Raw genomic sequence first — 21,725 nt, forward strand, 5'->3', positions numbered from 1 at the left:
CAGAGAGTAACGTTTCTTTATCATGGCCTTTTGACTGGGAAAGTACAGGAAGGATGTAGCTTTGTGATCGCTACATTTGTTACGTGAAGCCGCCCTGTTTTTTCAATGTTTCCAAGGCAACGTTTAGTCCGAATCACCCATGAAAGTTGGCCTGTTTATTCCTTGTTACATTGACCAGTTTTATCCCAAAGTAGCGATTGCTACCCTTAGGCTGTTGGAAAAAGTAGGGTGTGACGTGTCGTATCCGCTTCAGCAGACCTGTTGCGGTCAGCCCATGGCCAATTCCGGCTTTGAACATCTGACGGGGGGCTGCAACGAAAATTTCGTTCGCAATTTTGCCGATTACGACTACATCGTTTCGCCGTCAGGAAGTTGCACTCTGCACATCAAGCACCACCTGCATTCGGCCAATGAGGACGTGGCGGTAGGCATTCGGTCGCGGGTGTATGAACTCACTGAATTTTTGACGGATGTGATGCACGTCTCGGCGCTGGATGCGACCTTCCCCTACAAGGTGGGCCTTCATCAGAGCTGCCACGGCCAGCGTGGGCTCGGTTTAGCGCAAATGTCGGAACTGGTGGCACCGCCCTTTTCGAAGCCGGTACAGTTACTTAACCTCGTAAACGGACTGGAGCTAGTGCAGCTCGACCGGCGCGATGAATGTTGCGGCTTTGGCGGTACATTCTGCGTAACTGAAGAAGCCGTTTCGGTAAAAATGGGTAAAGATCGCGTGGCCGACCACCTCCGTCATGGCGTAAATTACATTACCGGGGTAGACGTCTCGTGTCTGATGCACATGGAAGGCATTCTCAAACGGGCAAATTCGGCCGTAGAGGTCAAACACATTGCGGAGATTTTGACGGCTACGCTTTAGAAATTGACCACCCCCAACCCCCTCCTAAAACAGGAGGGGGCTAAGAAAACAGGGCTTTAAAAGCCCCCTCCTGTTTTAGGAGGGGGTTGGGGGTGGGTAGCTGGTTTTAAAACAACAAAACCTGATGAACAAACAGCTTACCTTAGACCATGCCGACGCGGCTGTCGAATTCAATAAAAACGAAGCCAAAGTCGACTGGCACGACGAAACGCTCTGGTTTGTCCGAACCAAACGCGACCGGGCCGTGGCGCAGATACCTGAATGGGAGCAACTGCGCGAGGCTGCGTCGCAGATAAAAAACCATGTGCTGTCCAACATGCACGATTTGTTGATTCAGTTCGAGCAAAATGCGATTCGTAACGGAATCAAGGTACACTGGGCAGCCGATGGTGCCGAGCATAATGCGATCATTCACCAGATTATCAAAGACGCTGGTGCTACCCAAATGGTCAAGTCGAAGTCGATGCTGACGGAAGAATGCCATTTGAACAAATACCTGATCGACAGGGGTATTGATGTGATCGACAGTGATTTGGGTGAGCGAATTGTGCAGATGCGGGGCGAACCTCCTTCCCATATTGTTCTGCCCGCCATCCACCTGACCAAGGCGGACGTAGGCGAGACGTTCCACCAGCACCTGGGCACCGATAAGGGTGCGACGGACCCACAATACCTGACCGAAGCGGCCCGACAACACCTCCGGGAGACATTTCTGACGCGAAAGGTAGCCCTTACGGGTGTCAATTTTGCCATTGCCGAAACGGGTGGGTTTGTGGTTTGTACCAACGAGGGTAATGCCGACATGGGCGCTCATCTGGCCGATGTGCACATTGCGGCTATGGGCTTTGAAAAGATCATTCCCCGCGCTGAACATTTGGGCGTATTTCTGCGGTTGCTGGCCCGTTCGGCTACCGGTCAACCCATTACAACGTTTTCCAGCCACTTTCATCGTCCCCGCCGATCGGGTCAGGAGATGCACATCGTTATTGTAGATAACGGGCGGAGTCGTCAGTTGGGTCGGCCTGATTTTCGCAATTCGCTTAAATGCATCCGGTGTGCGGCCTGCCTCAATACATGCCCTGTTTACCGGCGGTCGGGCGGGTTTAGCTATCATAGTGCCGTGGCCGGACCAATCGGGTCTATTCTGGCACCGAATCTGGACATGAAACAGAACGCCGATCTGCCGTTTGCCTCGACGCTCTGCGGATCGTGTTCCAATGTCTGTCCGGTTAAGATTGACATTCACGAACAACTGTACAAATGGCGGCAGGTATTGATGCAGGAAGGCTACGGACCGACGACTAAAACAGTGGCCATGAAAGCGATGGCAACGGTCCTGGAATCACCTCGTTTGTACCGGATGGCGGGAAAGGTCGGGCGGGGGGTATTGCGATTTGCTCCGATCACTGTCGAAAATGGCCTTAATCCCTGGTATAATCAACGCGAAATGCCCGAGCCACCCGCCGAGAGCTTCCATGATTGGTACATTAATCAGAAAAAAGCATGACAACCCGCGATCAGATGCTGGCTACTATCCGGGCCAATCAGCCATCCTTACGCCCTGTTCCGACGCAATTTACCTTTACGTCGGTGTTCCCTGACCTGACGAAGCAGTTTATGGATGTGCTCACATTTGTGGGGGGCGCTGCCGTTATTGTCGCTGACTACGAAGCGATCAAAACGGATATACAAACGAAATATCCCAATCTGACGAATGTTGCAACGACCTGCCCCGAACTGGCCGAACTGGCCGATGTAACCATGGACGTTCGGGATCCACACGAACTATCCGGGTTGAATCTGGCCATTATCGAAGGGCCGCTGGCCGTAGCCGAGAATGCCGCTATTTGGGTTGATGAGCGTCAGATTCCGCAGCGGGCCGTACCGATGATTACCCAGTTTTTGGTCATCATTATTCGGCAATCGACCATTGTGCCTAATATGCACGACGCGTATAAGTTGTTGACCGTTGATGAAACTGGCTTCGGAACATTTATCTGTGGCCCTTCTAAAACCGCTGATATTGAGCAGAGTCTGGTCATTGGTGCTCATGGTGCCCGCTCACTGGTCGTGTATATATTGCCATAGTATATAAATATATACGGGCTTTAAACCCCTAAATCCCCTGAAGGGGACTTTGTTCAAATGCGAGCAAAGTCCCCTTCAGGGGATTTAGGGGTTTAAGAAACAACAAATATCCTCAAGCTTACTTTCCTTTCAGGATCGTCCCGTAGCGGGGCATATCTTTGAACAGGTTGAGAGCCGCTTTCATTTCGGGATCCGTCGAAAACGAAGCTTCTTTGAGACCCTTTTGCAGGTAATAATGCCCCGCGATTTCCTGTTCCAGAAGCGCCTTTAGTTCAGGCTTGAAGGTGTTCAGGTCGGCATCTTTGCTGTGCGACATTTTCGTTTTGAGCGACTTTAGCTGATCCTGAATCTGATCGAAATATTTCTCTTTCTTGGCCGATGCTTCGAGTGTACCAAGGTCTTTCTCTACCTGCGTCGTGTAATCATACTCCTTATCGCCCAGCCACTTGGCAAAATCGCTGTACTCAGCGTCTGTCAGGTGGAACTCGCGGGCGGGCTTGATGCTGGCGTGCTCGTGACGATACTTCACGGCATAATCAAAAATCAACCCTTTGTTCGTTAAGCTAAGCGCTACCGGCGACGGCGTCTGGGCTTCCACAACGACATCGGGCAGCACACCACCACCATCATAAACAACCCGACCTGCTTTGGTTTTAAACGCGGTTTTGAGTGAATCAGGAATTTTGCCAACGCTGCCATCGGGGTTGCGGTGGCTATAGTCAATGGCCTGAATACAACGCCCACTGGGAATGTAATACTTCGCCGTGGTGATTTTCAGCTTGGTGTTAAATGACAGCTCACGAGTTGTTTGAACAAGGCCTTTTCCGTAGGTGCGCTGCCCGATCAAAACACCCCGGTCGTAATCCTGAATAACACCGGACACGATTTCAGCCGCCGACGCACTATGGCTATTGGTCAATACGACAATTGGCATCTCAAGGTCCAGTGGTGGGTTCATGGCCGTATAGGTCTTGTTCCACTCCGTCACTTTTCCCTTCGTTGTCACCACCTCTGAATCCTTCGGAATAAAGATATTCGAGATGTCGATAGCCATGTTGAGCAAGCCACCCGGGTTTTCCCGAACGTCGAGAATGAGTTTTTTCATGCCCTTGCCCTTCAGTTCCTGAAACGCAGTCCGTACTTCCCGCGAGGCCGTGGCGGTAAAATCTTTCAGGTCGATATACCCGACATCTTCGGAAACCATGCCGTAGTAGGGCACATTGGTCATTTTCACCACATCCCGGATAACGCTGAGTTCTACGGGGTCTTTCTGGCCAAACCGCCGAACGGTCAGCTTCACGGCTGTGTTATTCTGGCCTTTGAGCAATTTACCAGGATCGGCGTCTTTGCGGGTTTTCAAATCCACGCCATCTACTTTGATCACTTCATCGCCGATTTGCAGGCCGGACTTTTCGGCGGGCGTGCCTTCATAGACCATCAATACGATGCTCTTGCCCTGCCGTTGACCAATCAACGCGCCAATGCCGTTGTAGCGGCCGGTGGTCATGGTCATGTAATCCTCGATTTCGTCTTCGGCAAAGAAGTTCGTGTACGGATCGAGGGCTTTCAGCATGGCGTCGATGCTGGTTTTGACCATGCGGTTCGGGTTCACCTCGTCTACATAATACAGATTCAGTTCCTTGAACAACGTGGCGTAGATATCGAGGTTACGGGCTATCTCGAAAAACCGGTCATCGGTCTTAAACGAAAAAAAGCCAATGCCGCCTGCCACTAGGGCCGAGGAGGCTAACAGGGTAAGGCGTTTCGAGAATCGCATATATTGACTGTAGAGTGAAGAATGTAGCGTTCAGAATGTAGACCAGACAATATTGAATTGAAGCCCAACAAGGACTATTCTATACCCTGAATGCTACATTTTCTTTAAAGCTAATTTCATACCTTTTTCTATCTCTTCAAACGAAATTATTTGTTTGGCCGTATAAAGAAAGGCAATGTAGGCTGGTGGGGTTTTGGCCGAAGCCAATGCAGCCTTATTCAGGCGATACGCTTCCCGAACCCGCCGACGAATGAGGTTGCGGTCGACGGCTCGTTTAAAGATACGTTTGGGAACGGTAATGACAATGGCGGGTGGGGGAGTCTCGCTGTCCGTATTGGCGTCGGATGGGGGAATATAAAGCATCCGAAACGGAAAAAGGTAGAACGTCCGCACGGAAGTACTACCTTTTTTAAATAATTCACTCAGGATTTTTTTGCTACAAAGCCGTTCAGATTTTGCAAAGGTTTGTGGCATACCAATCCTTAACGTCGTAAAGCGTGAAGTTGTACGTATCAAAAAGTGCCATTCAACTAGAAACGGCCCGTACAGGGTTCCGCTTTCTACGGCTAATTAAATTTTGAAGCGTTCGCCTTTTTTCTCGTCAGAGACAGTCAACTTGTGGCGGCCTTTGGCACGACGGCGGGCTAAAACCTGACGGCCATTAGCAGAGGCCATCCGCTCGCGGAAGCCGTGTTTGTTTTTCCGCTTCCGGTTCGATGGTTGGTACGTTCTTTTCATGATATATGTTACCTAAAACCTTTATTTTTCCAAATGAGTCCGCAAAGATAGGAGAATGCTCGGATTTTACCAAGCCTCAATTCATAAAAACGATTTGATTAGCTGGTAGTTACTTTTGTACGAATCTATTTGCTCTTACGTCTATGCATTATCGCTTGTCTGCTGACCCTCAGGCCGCCCATTACATTGCCATTGATGCCCAACTAACGGAGATTACGACGCCAACAGTTGACCTGCAACTGCCCGCCTGGCGCCCCGGCCGGTATGAATTGCAGCAGTTTGCCAAAAATATTCAGCGGTTCGAGGTAGTCGATGGTGTCAACGGGAATCCGCTGGCTTTTCACAAAGTTACCAAAGATCGCTGGCGGGTGCAGACCAACGGAGCCACTCAACTGATTGTCCGTTACAACTATTATGCCCTATTGGGAACGCCCAATCAACTGAATGCAGGCAGTAGCTTTATCAGTGACACGCTCCTGTACGTTAATCCGGTGAACCTGTGCCTATACGCCGAAGATCGACTATTGGACCCCTGTACGCTTGAACTGACTATTCCGGATGGCTGGACAGTCGCTTGTGGATTAACTGAATCCAACTCGAATCCTACGGGAAGCCGGATACTGCAGGCCGCGGATTTTTACGAGTTGGTCGATTGTCCGCTGATTGCGGCACCGGTGATTCAGCACATTCAGTATGACATAGATGGGATACTGTTTCACGTCTGGATTCAGGGTGGTCGGCGGACAGATGGCAATCCGACGTTCGATGCCCAACGAATTATTGACGATTTCAGCCGGTTTTCGGCCAGGCAACTCGAACTCTACGGTGAATTTCCCGAGCGGGAATACCATTTCCTGACGCTCATTCTACCTGTTCCCTATTACCATGGTGTCGAACACCGTAATTCGACCATGCTGGTATTAGGACCCAATGACGAGGGGGAGGGGCTCTACCAGGATTTGCTTGGCGTATCGTCGCATGAGTTGTTCCATGCCTGGAACATTATCCGTATTCGCCCCACCGAACTGCTGCCCTACGATTTTACGAAGGAAAATTACTTTTCCACCTGTTTCGTGGCCGAAGGTGTAACAACTTATTATGGCGACCTGATGCTTCGGCAATCGGGTGTTTTTTCGGATGAAGCGTACCTGAAAGAGTTGCAGGTATTGTTCAAGCGACATTTCGAGCATAACGGGCGGGCGTTTCAGTCGCTGACCGAATCGTCCTGGGATCTGTGGCTCGATGGCTATGATAAGGGTGTTCCGGATCGGAAAGTATCGGTGTATCATAAGGGCGCCATTGCGGCCCTGATTCTGGATCTGCACATTCGGCAACTGACCAATCATGCCCGTTCGCTGGACGATGTCATGCGGCTCATGTGGGAGCGTTTTGGAAAGCCTTTCATTGGCTACACGCTGGACGATTACCGCGCTATAACCGAACGGGTAGCGGGTGAGCCACTGGATTGGTACTATGATCTCTGCATTTTCGGTAACCAGCCGCTCGAAGCCAAGCTGAATGAATACCTGGCCTGGGTAGGTTTACTGATTGGGTATGAAGAGCCGACATCAGAACATCCCGGTGGTGTTCGCCTGCTCGCGTTGGATGAAGCCGATGGTCGCCAGCAGCGCGCGCGCTGGTTTAACGGCACATTTTCGGAGCCGGTGTCAGAGGGTCATCTGCATCCGGTGTCCGAAGAGAAGACCGGTAAAAACGTAGTGGCAAAATAAGTTTAATACGATGGAGCAAGGCCAAAATCTTGCCCCATCACACGTTCTCTTAGTATCTACGTTTATCTAGTTGCTTTAATGGATAAGCCCTTACCTGTTCTGTTCATGATAAACCGGTTGTCTTTACTTTTTCTTCTCCTGCCGAGCCTGCTGCTGGCTCAAGTCAAACCCGAAAAACCCTGGATGCTGGGTCCGTTTCAAAAGGAGAATGCGCATAACCCCATTCTAGATGCTAAAGCCAGTTCAGAATTCTACTGCCCGATTCGGAAGAAAATCGTCCGGTGGGAAGAGAAAGATGTATATAACCCGGCAGCGGTGGTTCGTAATAACAAAGTGTACATGATTTACCGGGCTGAGGACACCGTTCGGTCTGTGGGTGGAACGTCGCGTTTGGGACTGGCCATCAGTACGGATGGTATTCATTTCAAACGGATGCCAAAGCCGGTATTCTATCCCAATCATGACGCCATGAAAGTGTATGAGTGGGAAGGTGGCTGTGAAGATCCGCGCATTGTCGAAAGTCCTAATGGCGTGTATATCATGACATACACGTCCTACGATGGCGACAAGGCCCGGCTCTGCGTAGCCACATCGCGCGATCTGATGAGTTGGAAAAAACAAGGGCTGATTTTTGGCGATGCCGACAATGGGAAGTACCGCAATAGCTGGTCGAAGTCGGGTGCCATTGTGTGTAAACGAATTGGTAGCCGACTCGTTGCCCAGAAAATTAACGGGAACTACTGGATGTATTGGGGCGATCAGCCGCAGCTCCGTCTGGCTACATCCAGCGACCTAATTCATTGGACCCCCCTGGAATCCGGCACGGGCCAGCCCACCGTAGCGGCTGAGTCGAGAAAAGGAAAACACGACGTTCGCCTGATTGAGCCCGGCCCGTTCGCGATGCTGACCAGTAAAGGCATCCTGCTGATTTATAACGGGATGAACGATGCGAAGAATGGGGATAAATCGTTGCCGGAAGGGGCTTACGCGGGTGGCCAGCTTCTGTTCGACGCCCAGGATCCAACTAAATTACTCGATCGGTCGGAAACCTACTTCATCAAGCCTGACCAACCCTATGAAATGGTCGGACAAGTTAATCAGGTTTGTTTTCTGGAAGGAATGGTTCCTTTTCGGGGGCGCTGGTTTCTATATTACGGTACCGCTGATTCGAAAATTGGCGTAGCCGTCGCAAAGCAGTAACAACCCAAGCGTTGATGGCGCGAGACTCTGGCCAACGTGGCCCGGCATTGCGCCATCATAAATCTAAATGTATGCAACCATCCGGCACCCAAACGCTGTCTTTCGAGGAGTATGTTAAACACGATGCAACGGCACTGGCTGAGCTGGTTCGTACGGGTGAGGTGTCGCCTGCAGAACTACTGGAAACGGCCATCGCTCGTGCCGAAGCGGTGAATCCTCAACTGAATGCTATCGTTACGCCCCTGTACGACAAAGGAAGAGCCATGGCAAATCAGTTGCCGGAGGCCGGGCCGTTTCGTGGGGTACCGTTTTTGCTGAAAGATTTAGAGTTCGAATGGGCTGGAACTCCGATGAAGTCGGGCTGCAATGGGTACAAGGACTACGTATCGACAACTGATAGTGAACTCATTAAGCGACTAAAAGCCGCCGGGCTTGTCTTCTTCGGTAAGACGAATACGCCCGAATTTGGCCTGACGCCCTATACCGAATCGAAATTGTACGGCCCCGCCCGCAATCCGTGGAAAACCTCCCATTCGCCGGGCGGGTCGAGTGGCGGCTCGGCGGTGGCGGTGGCATCAGGCATTGTTCCGGCAGCGACGGCATCCGATGGGGGCGGTTCCATTCGTATTCCGGCCTCATGTTGTGGTTTGTTTGGCCTGAAACCGTCGCGGGGGCGAATTACACTTGGCCCGCGGTATGGCGAGTTATGGAATGGTGCCGTGATTGCCCATGCGCTGACACGGACTGTACGGGATAGTGCCCGTTTGCTGGATGTGGTGGCGGGTGGGCCAACGTATCGGCCACTGGCGGGTGATCCATATGGCATTGCTCCGCCGGTACGTCCGTTTGCGGATGAAGTTAACCGGGAGCCGGGGTCGTTGCGAATTGCTTTCTCAACACAGGCGCTGATGCCTTCACAAACCATCGATCCGGTTTGTATCAAAGCCGTTCGGGAAACCGCCCGTCTGCTGGAAAGTTTGGGTCACACGGTCGAAGAAGTGCCGTTGCCCTACGAAAAAACACTGGTAACGCAGGCCTTTTTTCTGAATGTGCTGAGCGAAACGGCGGCTACACTTCGGGAATTAGGTGGCTACTTGGGCAGACCTGTTCGGCGCGACGATGTAGAGTTGAATACCTGGGCGCAGGCGCGGCTGGCGGAGGGTTTTTCGGCGGCTGATGCAGCGTATCAGAAACGTCGCTGGAACACACTCAATCGGAGCATGGGAAAAGTACACGAAACCTACGACCTGTTCCTGACCCCCACGTTGCCCCGCCCGCCCATTGCTATTGGCACATTTCAGAATACCGAGGCAGAGAAGCGGTTGCTTAAGCTGGTCGATTCGTTGGGCGGGCTGAAGTACATGAAAGGCAGCAAAACCGTAAATGAATTGGCTGAGCGCTCGCTGGGCTACATATCGTTTGCGGTCATTACCAACATGACCGGGCAGCCCTCTATGTCGGTCCCTTTGTACTGGTCGGACGAGGGAGAATCGGCCGGCTTGCCGATTGGTGTCATGTTTGCCGCCCGGCAGGGCGATGAAGCAACGCTGCTTCGATTGGCCGGACAGTTGGAACAGGAACGCCCTTGGTTTACCAAAATGGCGGCTTTATAATGACATTCAAACGACGTCAATCTTGATTAGGCCCCGAATGACGTCGTTCAGGAAGTTCTTTACCACCATTCTTAGCTGGTTCATCTGCGTAAATAAGGTTGTGTTTTTCATGTCTGTTGTTGTTACAACTGGTATGATGTAAAGGTAAGCTATTCGACAATTAACTACCTGCTCGGCGGCAGCGGCTATTCACTATAATCGAGTTCTTTACCAAAGGTTTCTTCCATTGCTGCTAAGGACCAGTAGCCAATGGCGAAGCAAATAAACGTCACTACTGCTCCGGCTTCCAGAACGCCAAGGCTTGGTTTCATTGCCTGAAAAGCCGGGATCGTTAGCAGGGTCGTTGCGCGTACGTTATTGGCGACGGATGTCGTTGCTGTAGCGCGCAGGTTCGTGCCGAAGCTCTCGGCCGTAATGGTCAGGAACATGGCGATGTAGCCAATGCCGAAACCCATGGCCACGCAAACGGCGTAAAATGCACCGGTCGAATTGATACCGCCAAACAAATAAATGACAACGAAAACGAACGTCAGGCTCATCATCAGGCCAATGGCTTTCCGGCGGGACTGTAAGTACTGACTAAGCAGTCCACTTGTTAAATCACCGACAACCGTGCCCACATACGTGAACATCACACAGCGACCGGGCTGGATGGCTTCGGTAATGCCCAGTGCTTTCCCGAATTCATTGCCGAAGGTGGCTAAAATACCAATGACCAGATAGGTAGGCAGGGCGAGGCCCATGCATCGGAGATAACGCAACAGCCGTTCGCGCGTCTGGAACAGCGCCCAAAAGTTGCCCCTGCTCACGCCCGTTTGCTGCACCCGTTTAAACATTCCCGATTCAAACACGCTCACCCGCAACACCAGCAAGCCCAGCCCCAAACTACCCCCAATGAAGTACGTTGTTCGCCAGTCGAAGAGCGTAACGGTGAAGTAGGCGACCACGGCACCCAATAACCCGACGCTCGCCACTAAGGATGAGCCGTAGCCACGCAGGTGGGGCGGCAAAATCTCACTGACCAGCGTAATGCCCGCGCCCAACTCACCCGCCAAACCCAGCCCGGCCACAAACCGAAGGATGGCATATACCTGCGGATCGTGTACCCAGCCACAGGCAATATTGGCGAGCGAATACGTGATGATGCTACCGAACAACACCGACAGCCGTCCCCGCTTGTCGCCCAGAATGCCCCACAGGATGCCGCCCAATAATAAACCCGCCTGCTGAAAATTCAGAATTTTTCCGCCAACTAACGAAATATCGGCCTCCGACAGCCCCATCTCTTTCAGGCTGGGTACGCGCACAATGTTGAAGAGGAGCAGATCATAAACATCCACAAAGTAACCTAGGGCGGCTACAATGACCGGTAAAGCGAATAGCGGACGAAGGGAGGTAGAGGTAGTCGTTGTGGGCATAGGGGCGTTGGTCAGGATAAATAAAAACGCTGGAAACAAGGCCATCAGCTAATTCCGTAGCCTACTGCCCTGTTTCCAGCGTTTCGCTCATTGTTTATTACCAGAGTCGAACGTATAGGACGGTGATAAGCAACATGATAATAACTGCCAAGGCCGTTGCGGATGGATTCAGCCGGAACATGCTGGCGTCAATCGCGAATCCTTTTGGATTGATGCGCGGTCCAACCAGACTGATGGCGACCATCATCAGCACCGTGAAGAAGAACGCCCAGCCCATACAGATTAGGAAGGGAATTTCGTACCCACCGTTACCATTGGGGTAAGCGGTGTATAAGATCGTTTCGTTGCCGAACAAAGCGGGTGCGAAGTTATTGAACAGCACCGCCAGGCCAAATCCACCAAGAATACCCGCTACGGCAGCCGCTCCCGTGGTGCGTTTCCAGAAGAATCCCAGAATAAACACCGCAAAGATGGCCGGGCTTAGATAACCCGTGTATTTCTGAATGAACGTAAAACCTCCCTCACGACCGATACCCAGCGCATCCTGCCACGTTAGGGCAATGGAGAGCAGCATAGCTGCAAAAATGGTGATTCGGCCCACCCACACCAGCTGCGTCTGGCTCGCATCTTTTTTAATGTATTTCTGATAAATATCGAGGGTGAAAATGGTCGATATCGAGTTGGCTTTACCCGCCAGCGATGCCACGATAGCGGCCGTTAGCGCGGCCATCGAGAGTCCTTTCAGGCCGTTGGGCAGGAAGGATAGGATGGCCGAATACGCGTTATCGGCGAGGAGCTTGCCGCCCGGCGCCATTTCATTTTGCAGACTGCCGTTTTTGTAAAGTACGTAGGCGGCAATGCCCGGCAGCATCACGATCAGCGGCATAAAAATTTTGAGTAAGGCCGCAAAAAGGATACCCGTACGGGCAGTCTTCAGATCAGCGCCGAGCGCGCGCTGGGTAATGTACTGGTTACAGCCCCAGTAGTTCAGGTTCACGATCCAGATGCCCGCAAAATACATGGCCAGGCCGGGCAACGTCAGGTATTTATTGATGTCGACCTGCGATGTGTTGGGGCCTGGTTTCTCAAAAATCATGTGAAAGTGATCGTCGGCGTCGCTCATCATGGCCGAGAAGCCCGCCAGAACATCGTTGCCCAGGCCAAACTGCTGACTAACCAGCGTCAGCGCGATGTAGGAGGTTACCAACCCCCCAATGATAAGCACGGCCACCTGAATAACATCGGTATACCCAATGACTTTCATGCCCCCCAGCGTAATGACAATGGCGAATATACTTAAACCAATAACAATCGGATGAAACGAGTCGCCCCCAACTAACGTGCTGATAGCCAGTGCACCCAGAAAAAGAATGGACGTCAGGTTAACGAACACGTAGAGAAAAAGCCAGAAAATGGCCATAATCAGACTCACTGTTTCGTTGTACCGCGTTTTCAAAAACTGCGGCATGGTATAGATGTGATTCTTGAGGTAAATCGGCATGAACCAGACCGCCACAATAATCAGGGCAATGGCCGCAAACCACTCATACACCGCTACGGCAACCCCGAAGGTGAAGCCATTGCCCGACATGCCAATGAACTGCTCCGCCGAAATGTTGGAGGCAATCATGGAGGCTCCGATGGCCCACCAGGTTAATGACCCTTCGGCCAGAAAAAAATCTTTGGTGTCAAGCTTTGTCGTTTGTTTTCGTTTGTAAATCCAGTATCCATAAGAAGAGACACCGATGAAGTACAGAAGGAAAATAATGTAGTCTATTTGTTTAAGTTGGTTCATTTCAGCAAGTATAGAATGAGTTTTGGAATTAGCCTGTAAAAAAGCAATTAATTCTCCAAATAGGCTTACTGTTGGGTAAAATCATTTGCAGATTTGTATAAGTAGTGTCAGCTTGCCGCTGCTCATAGCGCAAAAGCATAAGGGGCTTTACCATATAGCCAAAAAGGCACGGAAGCTAATCCGTGCCTTTTTGGCTGTAATTGACAATGTGAAGGGGGAGACTTTAGTTGATTGCCACAAGCCGTGTGGGTTGTATGGCCTCTACGGTAGGGGTGGTCAATTTAAAGGCGAATTGTTCTGTTTGCGTGCCAGCCGTTACCCGGAAAGTATAGTTGCCATCCTTAAGTTCGCTCATATCGAATTGCTGACGGTAGGCATTCTTCTTGCTGTTCTTTCCGCACAGAACCTCCTGGAACAGAACCTCGCCCTTTTCGCTGATCAGCATCAGCTCAATTTTGTTTTCTGATTGATATTTCTCCAGGCATAACCAGAGCTTATTGGTATTCGCTGCCGGAAACATAGCGGCTGAGAATACTTTGTTTTGCGATTTGTGATCATCGGCCAGAACAGGCGATGAAACGGAAGCCATTACGGCCACAAGAAGGGCACCGGCGAGCAATTTGATGGACGTTTTCATGGAGTTGAAAAAGGATTAAATGGAAACCTTTAGCTGTCAACCCAATGATGCCGGGACGCTCGCTGAACGCTGTCGTTCTGGAGCAACGGTTTATAAAAATGATGAGCGGTTGGCGGTCATTCTACGAAATCCAAATCCCGGCCAAACGTTTCGTCCATGCGGCTTAATGACCAAAACGACAGGCCATAGACCACAACGCCCAGCAATCCGGCCGCCAGTAAAGCGCCCATCGACGGTTTAAGCGCCTGGAACAGAAGAGTCATGGGAATCAACGTGCCCCGAACAACGCTCGGCACCGAGGTGGTGGCCGTATTGCGGAGGTTCGTGCCATACAGTTCGGCGACCATCGTCAAAAACATGGCAATGTAGCCCGTACAGAAACCGGCCAGCAGGCATACCGTGTATAAACCGCCCGCTGTCTTAATACCCCCAAATAAATAAACGCCACTCAACAAAGCGCTCATAATTAACAAACCCGTAATGGCTTTCAGGCGTGATTGAAGCCAATGACTTATGGGTCCCGAAAGCAGGTCGCCACCCGCTAAGCCGACGTAAATCATCATGACGCAGCGCCCCGGCTTTACCACTTCCTCAATGCCCAGCGCCTGTCCGAACTCATTGGCAAACGTGGCCAGAATCCCCACAATGAACCAGGTTGGAACGCCCACCGCTACGCACCGGATGTATTTGATAAATTGAGGCCAACTACTGAAGAAATAAAGAAAATTACCCCGGCTTACTTCCTGATGGTCGGCTTTCATGCGGTTGAAAACACTCGACTCGAACACACTTACGCGCAGCAGGAGCAGGGCAATGCCCATGCCGCCCCCCACCCAGAACGCCGTTCGCCAGTTGAAATACTCAACCGTCAGATAAGCCACGCCCGCGCCCAGATAGCCGATGCCCGCGACCATCGACGAACCAAAACTCCGGATGGCTTTCGGGAGTATTTCGGATACGAGCACCATAGCCGCGCCGATCTCGCCCGATAGCCCAACACCCGCCACAAACCGCAGTAAGGCATACACATTGACATCCTGCACAAAGCCGCACGCAATGTTCGTGAGTGAATAGGTAACGATACTGCCAAACAGCACCGACATCCGACCGCGCTTATCGCCCAAAGCACCCCACAGGAAGCCACCCACGACCAGACCCGCCTGCTGACAATTCAGGATAAACGTACCCGCTTGCGACACCTCCGCTTCGGATAGCCCCAGCGATTGCAGGCTCGGTACGCGTACGATGCTGAAGATCAGCATGTCATACACATCCACGAAGAACCCCAGCGCCGAGACAATGACGGGTAAGGCAAACAACGGTCGGAAGGAAACGCGGGGAGGAGAGAGGGTTTGCATGTAGCGAATCAGATCTTATTCTTCCAGGTAATTTAAGTCTTTGCCGTGGGTTTCGGGGATGGTCAGGATCGAGTAAAAGCCGAGGATGAAACAAATCAGACCAACAACGGCTCCGGCGTTGATCACTGCCAGCGAGGGTTTGAGGAACTGATAGGTTAGCGTCATGGGAATCACCAGACCACGCACCATGTTCGGCACGGTGGTGGCGGCCGTAGCCCGCAGGTTAGTACCAAACTGCTCGGCTCCGATGGTGACGAACATGGCCCAGTAGCCAATACCGAAGCCCATGGCCAGACAGAGACCGTATAAGGCGGTGGCCGATGTAATACCCACGTATAAGTAGACGAGACTGAATAGCAGCGCAATGGCCATGAGCAGGGCAACCCCTTTCTTCCGGGAAGCCATAGCCTGACTAATGAATCCACTGGCCAGATCGCCGGTAGCCAGCCCGACATAACACCACATAATAGCCAGACCCGGCTGAATTTCTTCGGCAATACCCATTGCCTTACCAAATTCGTTGCTGAACGTAGCGAGAATGCCGATAACGAACCAGGTTGGCAATCCAATACCGATGCATTTGAGGTAGCGGCTCAGGCGATTTGCGTTCGTGAAGAACGAAAGAAAGTCGCCCCGATTGACATGTTTCTGATCGGATACGTCTTTGAACATCCCTGACTCCACGACCCCTACCCGCAGTAGCAACAGGCCAAATCCCAAGCCACCACCCACAAAGAAAGCCGTCTGCCAATCGAATAATTTTACGGTAAAATAAGCTACCACAGCGCCAAAAAGGCCAATGCCTGCCACCAGCGATGTCCCGATGGCCCGTTTCTCTTTGGGGAGTACTTCACTAACGAGTGTAATGCCCGCGCCTAACTCACCCGCCAGTCCGATACCCGCTATGAAACGCATCAGTGCGTAATACATAGCCGGGTCCATGAAGGTAATGTGTTTGACAAAGCCGCAGGCAATGTTGGCAATCGAATAGGTAATGATGCTGCCAAACAACACCGAAAGCCGACCCCGTTTGTCGCCGATAACGCCCCATAAGATTCCGCCGAGCAAAAGGCCGCCCATTTGCCAGTTGATGATGCTGGCCCCAACGGTCGATATCTGATCAGGGGTAAGGCCTAGGTCTTGAAGGCTGGGTACCCGAACGATACCGAAAAGGAGCAAGTCATAAATGTCAACAAAGTAGCCCAGAGCGGCCACAATAACAGGCAGACCAAAATACCCAACAGTAGGAGGATGTGGTTTAGGCGAAACAGCAGGAATAGCCATACGGCAAAGAGCAGAGGTTAAAAAAGCGAAACAGTTCTGCAAGTATACGAAATGACCAAAGAAGATTGTGCAGAAATGACGATGGGAAATCGTAATCACGAGGTAAATGTGCCGACCGCTTACGAAGATGGGAATCAATAACTAATTTTTTTTGCTGGTATACAGCCGGATTAAATAAATTGGGAGCAGTGCAGATTCATTGAAGGTCCTCTATTGGTACAAACTGCCAAGACTGCAATTTTATCCAGTTTAACTCTTGTTTTCGATGAAACTACCGACTATTTCATCTCCTCCTCCAATCTCTACTTCCGTTGCCCGGAGTAATTCACCCTATTGGCAATACTTTATCGCAATTTGTCTATTATATGTCGGCGTGGCCAGCGTACTGGCCATACGGGTTCGCTACGGGGTTATGGATGAGGATTTTCATCTGTCAGCCAGTCAATCGTTCGCTGGTGGTGGCGTAAATAAGTCGACTTTATACCACCATTTACCCCCAACCGGCGTATCTAGTCACATCTGGTTTGCCATATGGCTCAGGCTATTTCCGGGAATCGGTTACATCGGGCTTCGACTCATTTCCTGTCTGGCCCTGGGTATACTGGCGATCTTTACTTTTTCCCAACTGAAGGCAATTCGAGCTGCGTCCAAGAAAACGGTGCTGGCGGCTACGTTATTCATGCTGGCTTTTCCGTACTTCTTCCTGAGTATCTCGACCCTCATGACCGAGGGCCCATCGTTGCTTTTCTTAGGGACGGGTTTGCTGTTTCTCTTCGTGTCCAGATTTCAGCACCTGCTGCCTTTTTGTTTGGGCTGTCTGCTGCTGGGGTTAACGACCATAGCCCGCTTTTACTTTATTCCGCTGTTGCCGACCCTGTTCATCGTCCTGCTCCTGTCTGACTGGCAACAGTACCGTCAGTCTGGTTTTCTGTATCGCCCAACCCGCCGTACTCTGATGTACTTTTTCATCGCGATAAGTGCGTTGCCACTTGGTGGACTTATTCTACTTTGGGGAGGGTTGACACCACCAGGATTCAATCAATGGTCGGAGTTGCGGTTGGGCGTCAGTTTCAATCCGTTTCGTCCCTTTTCGGCATTAGCGATGGTTGGGATTTATACCGCTCCGTTTGTTTTTGTGAACGTGAACTGGAGATCAGACTTGTTTTCCGGGAAGGTACTGGTTGCCTGCCTGATTGCTCTTGTGCTCGCTTTGTTCCGAGTCAATCTTTTTCACGATTCCCTGTCAATCAGTACGGTATATAGCGGCCCCATCGAGCATAGTTTGGCCTGGCTACAGACCAAACGTGATTGGTTACAGCCCTTGGCCCTATTTGTTCTCTACGGAGCTGGGCTGAGTAGTTTGGCATTAATCCTAGAACGGCTGATTGTGCTTACCACCAACCGGAATTTATTGGATAAAGGGCTGGTATTCTCGCTCGTCTTCGTGATTCTTTTCCTTGTTTCTCAGGCTTTTGTGGGAGGCAACCACCCGTTCTATGACCGATACCTGATTCATCCCTGGCCGTTTATTGGGTATGTCCTGGCCAGTCTGATACCTTCCTTTCTTAATGCCCGCACGTATCTGGTCGTGGCGTCCTACACCGTTTTGTCCATACTAATTCTAACGAAATGGGGTATCTAAGACCGGGTTGACAAAGGCTTTTGCGGGCTTGATTGATCAGGAGGCAAGGGGATTCATAGGTGGTTCGGGCGTCTGCACAACGGGGAATGTCGGCCGAGGAGTGGGTATGGGCTTGGGTAGCATTTGGTAGCTGGTGTAGGCTGTACCTAACCACCATACTTTGAGGGAGACACGGGCAAAAATCAGTAGTTGCTGGATGACAAACATAATCAGAATGGTAAGCCAGCCATTCATCAGAATCAGCTCGTCGAGTAGAAAATAGATTCCGAACAGGCCCGAGCCGATTAGAATGGTAAGCCAGTAGAGGCCAAACGTCTGGGCCAGATTGCGCAGAACCAGGCGCCCGGCCTGTCCGAAAGCGCGGAAGGCATTTCGCTCATCTTCCTGAAGCATGAGCACTTTCGCATAATCGCCGATGCATAAGAACAGGGTAGCTGTGAGAGCGAAGAGCGCAAAGAAACCGGTGCCGATCCAGAACAGGCCCCGTTCCGTAAACGTATCGTTAACCATCACACTCACCAGCGATCCAATGACCAGCCACAGCCCACCGCCAACGACTACGAAAAGCAACGTGACCCCGAACAGACGCAAAAACCGACCTATAGTCTGCGCGCAGCCCTGCCAGAATACGCCACTGCTGAATGAACTAGCGGGTTGCGAAAAGCGAAGCAAGATGCCTCCGGCAAAAAATACGCTCAGAAAAACATAAAGACTGCCCAGCCAGCGCCCCACACTGATAAGTGGGGATAGGGTCCGACCGCTGCGGTGCATAAAGTCTGAATAGATCGTATAATCGAAGCCTTCCAGCAAGTTCATGAAGGCCAGAGAATTCTGATCTTCTACCTTGAGCGTGTTGTAAAACGGTAACGCAACCAGCAAGCCCAGCACCAGCGTAATGCCATAAATCAGCCACAGCAGCCGAAACGAACGTAGTGTTTGTTGGAAGGAGGTACGTAGTGCGTTCACGTTTCTATGAGCTGGCCTGATCGTCTGTGTTGGCAGATAAGGGGTGTTCTGTCCTGATTTTTTCCTGCAGTTTCAAAAAGCCATCAATCAGCGCTTCCGGGCGGGGGGGACAACCCGGCACGTACACATCGACGGGAATAATGCGATCCACTCCCTTTACGACATGATAACCGTGCTGCCAGTAGGGACCGCCACAATTAGAACAGGAGCCCATGGAGATAACGTACCGCGGCTCGGCCATTTGTTCGTAAAGTCGCCGGATTCGGTCGGCCATTTTGTAGGTTACCGTGCCAGACACAATCATAATATCGGACTGACGGGGGGAAGGGCGCGGAAAAATACCAAATCGTTCGAGGTCGTAACTGGCGGCAAAGGCCTGCATCATTTCGATGGCGCAGCAGGCCAGCCCAAAGCTCATAGGCCACATTGATTTCTCACGCGACCAGTTTAGCAGGTCTTCCGAATGCATCAGAATAACGCTGGCTTCGCCGGTCTTATCGGTTGTCGGAGAGGTCATAATTGGGCAGACGATGAATAAATTCTTGTCGGTTCTGTTGGCGCAAACCGTCCGCTGAACAGTGTCAGCGTTTGTAGCGTTCGTTTACCTGCTGATACAGTCGAGCCGGAACTTTAGTTTCAACTGACGGTACTTTGGGTTGCGGTTTTACCCAGTCAAGGTAACCCTTTGCCCATACATAGGCAAGTCCCAGCGCCAGAATAGCCACAAACAGGAAAACTTCGGTGAGCGCAAACCAGCCCCATAAACCGCCTGTTTCGGCGATGAGCCGTTCCTGGCCAAACACCGTAGCCCAGGGAAACAGGAAAACCAGTTCGACATCGAACAGCACAAAAATCAGGGCAACAACGTAGAAGCGGATATTGAACTGCACATTGGCATTGCCAATCGGCTCTTCCCCCGACTCATAGGTGCTGTTTTTTTCGACATTTGGCTTATCGGGACGTAGCATACGCGCCACAAACAGAACGATGGCAATGAAGGCGAAAGCCGCGATAATAAACAGGAGAATAATGCCGAAGTCGGTAAGCATACAGATTGCGGGTTACGGATTATAGCTTGTGATTGGTCGTTATCGTGCCCTTCGCAAACCAGCTTCCGCGGGTTAGCTAACCTACTTTTTCTTTTTAGGGAAAATATTATAGACAAGACTCACCTGTAGGTTCCGGTTGTAATAAGAAGCCGTTGCTTCGTTGGAGACATTGGTGAACCCATATACGTAACGAATGTGCAAACTGAACTTGTTCAGCATGTCCAGAAAGTCGTAGTGAACCCCCAACACGGCACCCAGATCATTCTGAGTACCAGGGCCGGTCGCTGATCCTGAATTAAGGGCGTAGCTGAACTCTGGTCCCGCCTGGATGGTCAAGCCTTCGGTTGGAATGTAGCCCAGCAGGATGGGAGCACTCACATAATAATAAGAATGACTCGTGGTTGACCGTCCGCCGACCTGTTCCTGTTGAAACGTGCCCCCTTTTACCGCCAGAAGTGCTTCGGGCTGTAACACCAGCCGGTTATAGCGATACCGATATATAACCCCAAGATGAGGTTCCAACGCCCGTTTGGGAATATTAAGACTGGTTCCGGAAATAGACACCTGGGTGAAAGAAGCCCCTAATTTCACCCCGAAATGGCCGCCAATCGGTTTGTCACTTTGTGCCCGCGTGAGCAGGGGAGAGATCACTAAAAGAAATAAAAGGAGTAAGCGAGATGTATACATGCGGGACTGTTGACAGGCGAGTCGCCTTCACTAATAAGTTTTATCCGAAACGTCGGACCGCTCGAAACGTCGGACCGCCGTAAAATTGGTGAAAAAAGTTAATAAATCGTTGTTAGCCGTTGTGGCGCGCGTACGTCGACGGATTAATTGAGCCGAGGATCGACAGGATAATGGGCAATGGCTTTGTACTCACCTCCCTTGCGTTTCAGGACTTCGCGCCAGAATTCGGAGGTAGGTGTATCGAACAGAAAATCGGCTTTCGTACGGCTTATGATCCAGGCTTTCTGGCCTAATTCGCTATCAAGTTGGCCTTCGTTCCAGCCCGAATACCCGATGAAGAAACGAATATCCCGCTCGGTGAGTGTACCCAGATTGACGGCCTGTTTAATTTGTTCAAAATCGCCACTCCAGTATAAATCGTCCGCGACATGGATAGAGCCATCGATCAAATCGGGCCGACGGTGAATGAAGTGAAGTGTGTTCTGCTGAACAGGTCCCCCGACAAATAACGGTAAATCGGTATGAATATCTTCGATGACATCACCAAGATGAATATCGGTCAGTTGATTCAGTACCAGGCCAAATGTGCCAACTGCATTATGTTCGCAAATCAGGACAACACTACGTTCAAAATTATTGTCGCCCATGTAGGGTTCGGCAATCAACAAATCGCCATTCTTAACAGGTTGCGGTGACGTATCCATGAGTCATAAAGCAGTTAACGATTGATACTACAAAACGCCTTTCGTAGGAATGATATTGGTTAAAAACTGTTAAATACACGGGTTAACTCGCTAATAATACTGTACAGGCTGCGTTTCCGTTAAAAAATTATCAACAGGGCTTCGCATTGGCGATGTAGTAACGCA

20 protein-coding genes are annotated in these 21,725 nt (G+C 51.1%); 7 read left to right on the forward strand and 13 right to left on the reverse strand.

Going from position 1 to position 21,725, the window contains the following annotated elements; all coding sequences use genetic code 11:
- Positions 1-139 precede the first annotated feature (139 nt).
- From ACYU8Y_RS14340 to ACYU8Y_RS14350, 3 genes are all read left to right on the forward strand, one after another.
- Complete coding sequence (locus ACYU8Y_RS14340; RefSeq protein ID WP_460938319.1) at positions 140-874, forward strand: (Fe-S)-binding protein; 735 nt, start codon at positions 140-142, stop codon at positions 872-874.
- A 124-nt stretch (positions 875-998) separates the two neighbouring features.
- Complete coding sequence (locus ACYU8Y_RS14345) at positions 999-2,381, forward strand: lactate utilization protein B (RefSeq protein ID WP_460938321.1); 1,383 nt, start codon at positions 999-1,001, stop codon at positions 2,379-2,381.
- Complete coding sequence (locus tag ACYU8Y_RS14350; RefSeq protein WP_460938323.1) at positions 2,378-2,962, forward strand: LutC/YkgG family protein; 585 nt, start codon at positions 2,378-2,380, stop codon at positions 2,960-2,962. Before ACYU8Y_RS14345 ends, ACYU8Y_RS14350 begins: the two co-directional genes overlap by 4 nt.
- A gap of 118 nt (positions 2,963-3,080) precedes the next feature.
- On the opposite strand, the gene ACYU8Y_RS14355 is transcribed toward ACYU8Y_RS14350, so the two are convergent.
- The 3 genes from ACYU8Y_RS14355 to rpmH all read right to left on the reverse strand — a co-directional run bounded on the left by ACYU8Y_RS14355 (position 3,081) and on the right by rpmH (position 5,477).
- On the reverse strand, positions 3,081-4,739 hold the full coding sequence (locus ACYU8Y_RS14355) for a S41 family peptidase (protein WP_460938325.1): 1,659 nt from the start codon (positions 4,737-4,739) through the stop codon (positions 3,081-3,083).
- A gap of 93 nt (positions 4,740-4,832) precedes the next feature.
- On the reverse strand, positions 4,833-5,213 hold the full coding sequence (locus ACYU8Y_RS14360; protein ID WP_460938327.1) for a ribonuclease P protein component: 381 nt from the start codon (positions 5,211-5,213) through the stop codon (positions 4,833-4,835).
- A gap of 96 nt (positions 5,214-5,309) precedes the next feature.
- Entirely contained in the window at positions 5,310-5,477 is a 168-nt protein-coding gene (gene rpmH / locus ACYU8Y_RS14365) for a 50S ribosomal protein L34 (protein WP_046576258.1), read from the reverse strand.
- A gap of 143 nt (positions 5,478-5,620) precedes the next feature.
- Between rpmH and ACYU8Y_RS14370 the strand changes: the two genes are divergently transcribed.
- From ACYU8Y_RS14370 to ACYU8Y_RS14380, 3 genes are all read left to right on the forward strand, one after another.
- The gene (locus ACYU8Y_RS14370; protein ID WP_460938330.1) at positions 5,621-7,207 is read left to right on the forward strand and encodes a M61 family metallopeptidase; all 1,587 of its coding nucleotides are present in this window, start codon (positions 5,621-5,623) and stop codon (positions 7,205-7,207) included.
- Positions 7,208-7,312: 105 nt separating this feature from the next.
- On the forward strand, positions 7,313-8,407 hold the full coding sequence (locus ACYU8Y_RS14375; RefSeq protein WP_460938332.1) for a glycoside hydrolase family 130 protein: 1,095 nt from the start codon (positions 7,313-7,315) through the stop codon (positions 8,405-8,407).
- Between the two features lie 71 nt (positions 8,408-8,478).
- The gene (locus ACYU8Y_RS14380) at positions 8,479-10,020 is read left to right on the forward strand and encodes an amidase (protein ID WP_460938334.1); all 1,542 of its coding nucleotides are present in this window, start codon (positions 8,479-8,481) and stop codon (positions 10,018-10,020) included.
- Between the two features lie 185 nt (positions 10,021-10,205).
- Here the strand turns inward: ACYU8Y_RS14380 and ACYU8Y_RS14385 are convergent, their stop codons facing one another.
- From ACYU8Y_RS14385 to ACYU8Y_RS14405, 5 genes are all read right to left on the reverse strand, one after another.
- A complete protein-coding gene (locus tag ACYU8Y_RS14385) occupies positions 10,206-11,438 on the reverse strand; it encodes an MFS transporter (protein ID WP_460938336.1) in 1,233 nt (410 codons plus the stop codon).
- Positions 11,439-11,535: 97 nt separating this feature from the next.
- Positions 11,536-13,233 carry a sodium:solute symporter family transporter gene (locus ACYU8Y_RS14390; protein ID WP_460938338.1) on the reverse strand — a complete coding sequence of 566 codons (1,698 nt, stop codon included), beginning with the start codon at positions 13,231-13,233 and terminating at the stop codon, positions 11,536-11,538.
- A 223-nt stretch (positions 13,234-13,456) separates the two neighbouring features.
- On the reverse strand, positions 13,457-13,870 hold the full coding sequence (locus tag ACYU8Y_RS14395) for a hypothetical protein (protein WP_460938340.1): 414 nt from the start codon (positions 13,868-13,870) through the stop codon (positions 13,457-13,459).
- A gap of 116 nt (positions 13,871-13,986) precedes the next feature.
- Positions 13,987-15,228, reverse strand: a complete 1,242-nt coding sequence (locus tag ACYU8Y_RS14400; protein WP_460938342.1) for an MFS transporter — start codon at positions 15,226-15,228, stop codon at positions 13,987-13,989.
- A 15-nt stretch (positions 15,229-15,243) separates the two neighbouring features.
- On the reverse strand, positions 15,244-16,512 hold the full coding sequence (locus tag ACYU8Y_RS14405; RefSeq protein WP_460938344.1) for an MFS transporter: 1,269 nt from the start codon (positions 16,510-16,512) through the stop codon (positions 15,244-15,246).
- A gap of 265 nt (positions 16,513-16,777) precedes the next feature.
- On the opposite strand from ACYU8Y_RS14405, the gene ACYU8Y_RS14410 reads away from it, so the two are divergent.
- The gene (locus ACYU8Y_RS14410; protein WP_460938346.1) at positions 16,778-18,154 is read left to right on the forward strand and encodes a hypothetical protein; all 1,377 of its coding nucleotides are present in this window, start codon (positions 16,778-16,780) and stop codon (positions 18,152-18,154) included.
- 36 nt (positions 18,155-18,190) lie between these two features.
- Here the strand turns inward: ACYU8Y_RS14410 and ACYU8Y_RS14415 are convergent, their stop codons facing one another.
- The 5 genes from ACYU8Y_RS14415 to ACYU8Y_RS14435 all read right to left on the reverse strand — a co-directional run bounded on the left by ACYU8Y_RS14415 (position 18,191) and on the right by ACYU8Y_RS14435 (position 21,560).
- Positions 18,191-19,120 carry a hypothetical protein gene (locus ACYU8Y_RS14415; RefSeq protein WP_460938348.1) on the reverse strand — a complete coding sequence of 310 codons (930 nt, stop codon included), beginning with the start codon at positions 19,118-19,120 and terminating at the stop codon, positions 18,191-18,193.
- Positions 19,121-19,124: 4 nt separating this feature from the next.
- Positions 19,125-19,637: an NADH-quinone oxidoreductase subunit B gene (locus tag ACYU8Y_RS14420; RefSeq protein ID WP_460938350.1), complete on the reverse strand. Its 513-nt coding sequence runs from the start codon at positions 19,635-19,637 to the stop codon at positions 19,125-19,127.
- Between the two features lie 64 nt (positions 19,638-19,701).
- Complete coding sequence (locus tag ACYU8Y_RS14425) at positions 19,702-20,169, reverse strand: NADH-quinone oxidoreductase subunit A (protein WP_460938352.1); 468 nt, start codon at positions 20,167-20,169, stop codon at positions 19,702-19,704.
- An 81-nt stretch (positions 20,170-20,250) separates the two neighbouring features.
- Complete coding sequence (locus tag ACYU8Y_RS14430; protein ID WP_460938354.1) at positions 20,251-20,856, reverse strand: porin family protein; 606 nt, start codon at positions 20,854-20,856, stop codon at positions 20,251-20,253.
- A gap of 143 nt (positions 20,857-20,999) precedes the next feature.
- Complete coding sequence (locus ACYU8Y_RS14435) at positions 21,000-21,560, reverse strand: YqgE/AlgH family protein (RefSeq protein ID WP_460938356.1); 561 nt, start codon at positions 21,558-21,560, stop codon at positions 21,000-21,002.
- Positions 21,561-21,725: the final 165 nt, after the last annotated feature.

The sequence above is a fragment of the Spirosoma humi genome (assembly GCF_054776575.1).

Coding starts and splice junctions, on each gene's coding strand:
- rpmH (WP_046576258.1), bottom strand. CDS start 5,477: ATGAAAAGAACGTACCAACCATCGAACCGGAAGCGGAAAAACAAACAC.
- ACYU8Y_RS14400 (WP_460938342.1), bottom strand. CDS start 15,228: ATGCAAACCCTCTCTCCTCCCCGCGTTTCCTTCCGACCGTTGTTTGCC.
- ACYU8Y_RS14375 (WP_460938332.1), top strand. CDS start 7,313: ATGATAAACCGGTTGTCTTTACTTTTTCTTCTCCTGCCGAGCCTGCTG.
- ACYU8Y_RS14405 (WP_460938344.1), bottom strand. CDS start 16,512: ATGGCTATTCCTGCTGTTTCGCCTAAACCACATCCTCCTACTGTTGGG.
- ACYU8Y_RS14390 (WP_460938338.1), bottom strand. CDS start 13,233: ATGAACCAACTTAAACAAATAGACTACATTATTTTCCTTCTGTACTTC.
- ACYU8Y_RS14435 (WP_460938356.1), bottom strand. CDS start 21,560: ATGGATACGTCACCGCAACCTGTTAAGAATGGCGATTTGTTGATTGCC.
- ACYU8Y_RS14360 (WP_460938327.1), bottom strand. CDS start 5,213: ATGCCACAAACCTTTGCAAAATCTGAACGGCTTTGTAGCAAAAAAATC.
- ACYU8Y_RS14425 (WP_460938352.1), bottom strand. CDS start 20,169: ATGCTTACCGACTTCGGCATTATTCTCCTGTTTATTATCGCGGCTTTC.
- ACYU8Y_RS14395 (WP_460938340.1), bottom strand. CDS start 13,870: ATGAAAACGTCCATCAAATTGCTCGCCGGTGCCCTTCTTGTGGCCGTA.
- ACYU8Y_RS14380 (WP_460938334.1), top strand. CDS start 8,479: ATGCAACCATCCGGCACCCAAACGCTGTCTTTCGAGGAGTATGTTAAA.
- ACYU8Y_RS14430 (WP_460938354.1), bottom strand. CDS start 20,856: ATGTATACATCTCGCTTACTCCTTTTATTTCTTTTAGTGATCTCTCCC.
- ACYU8Y_RS14350 (WP_460938323.1), top strand. CDS start 2,378: ATGACAACCCGCGATCAGATGCTGGCTACTATCCGGGCCAATCAGCCA.
- ACYU8Y_RS14385 (WP_460938336.1), bottom strand. CDS start 11,438: ATGCCCACAACGACTACCTCTACCTCCCTTCGTCCGCTATTCGCTTTA.
- ACYU8Y_RS14345 (WP_460938321.1), top strand. CDS start 999: ATGAACAAACAGCTTACCTTAGACCATGCCGACGCGGCTGTCGAATTC.
- ACYU8Y_RS14370 (WP_460938330.1), top strand. CDS start 5,621: ATGCATTATCGCTTGTCTGCTGACCCTCAGGCCGCCCATTACATTGCC.
- ACYU8Y_RS14340 (WP_460938319.1), top strand. CDS start 140: ATGAAAGTTGGCCTGTTTATTCCTTGTTACATTGACCAGTTTTATCCC.
- ACYU8Y_RS14410 (WP_460938346.1), top strand. CDS start 16,778: ATGAAACTACCGACTATTTCATCTCCTCCTCCAATCTCTACTTCCGTT.
- ACYU8Y_RS14355 (WP_460938325.1), bottom strand. CDS start 4,739: ATGCGATTCTCGAAACGCCTTACCCTGTTAGCCTCCTCGGCCCTAGTG.
- ACYU8Y_RS14420 (WP_460938350.1), bottom strand. CDS start 19,637: ATGACCTCTCCGACAACCGATAAGACCGGCGAAGCCAGCGTTATTCTG.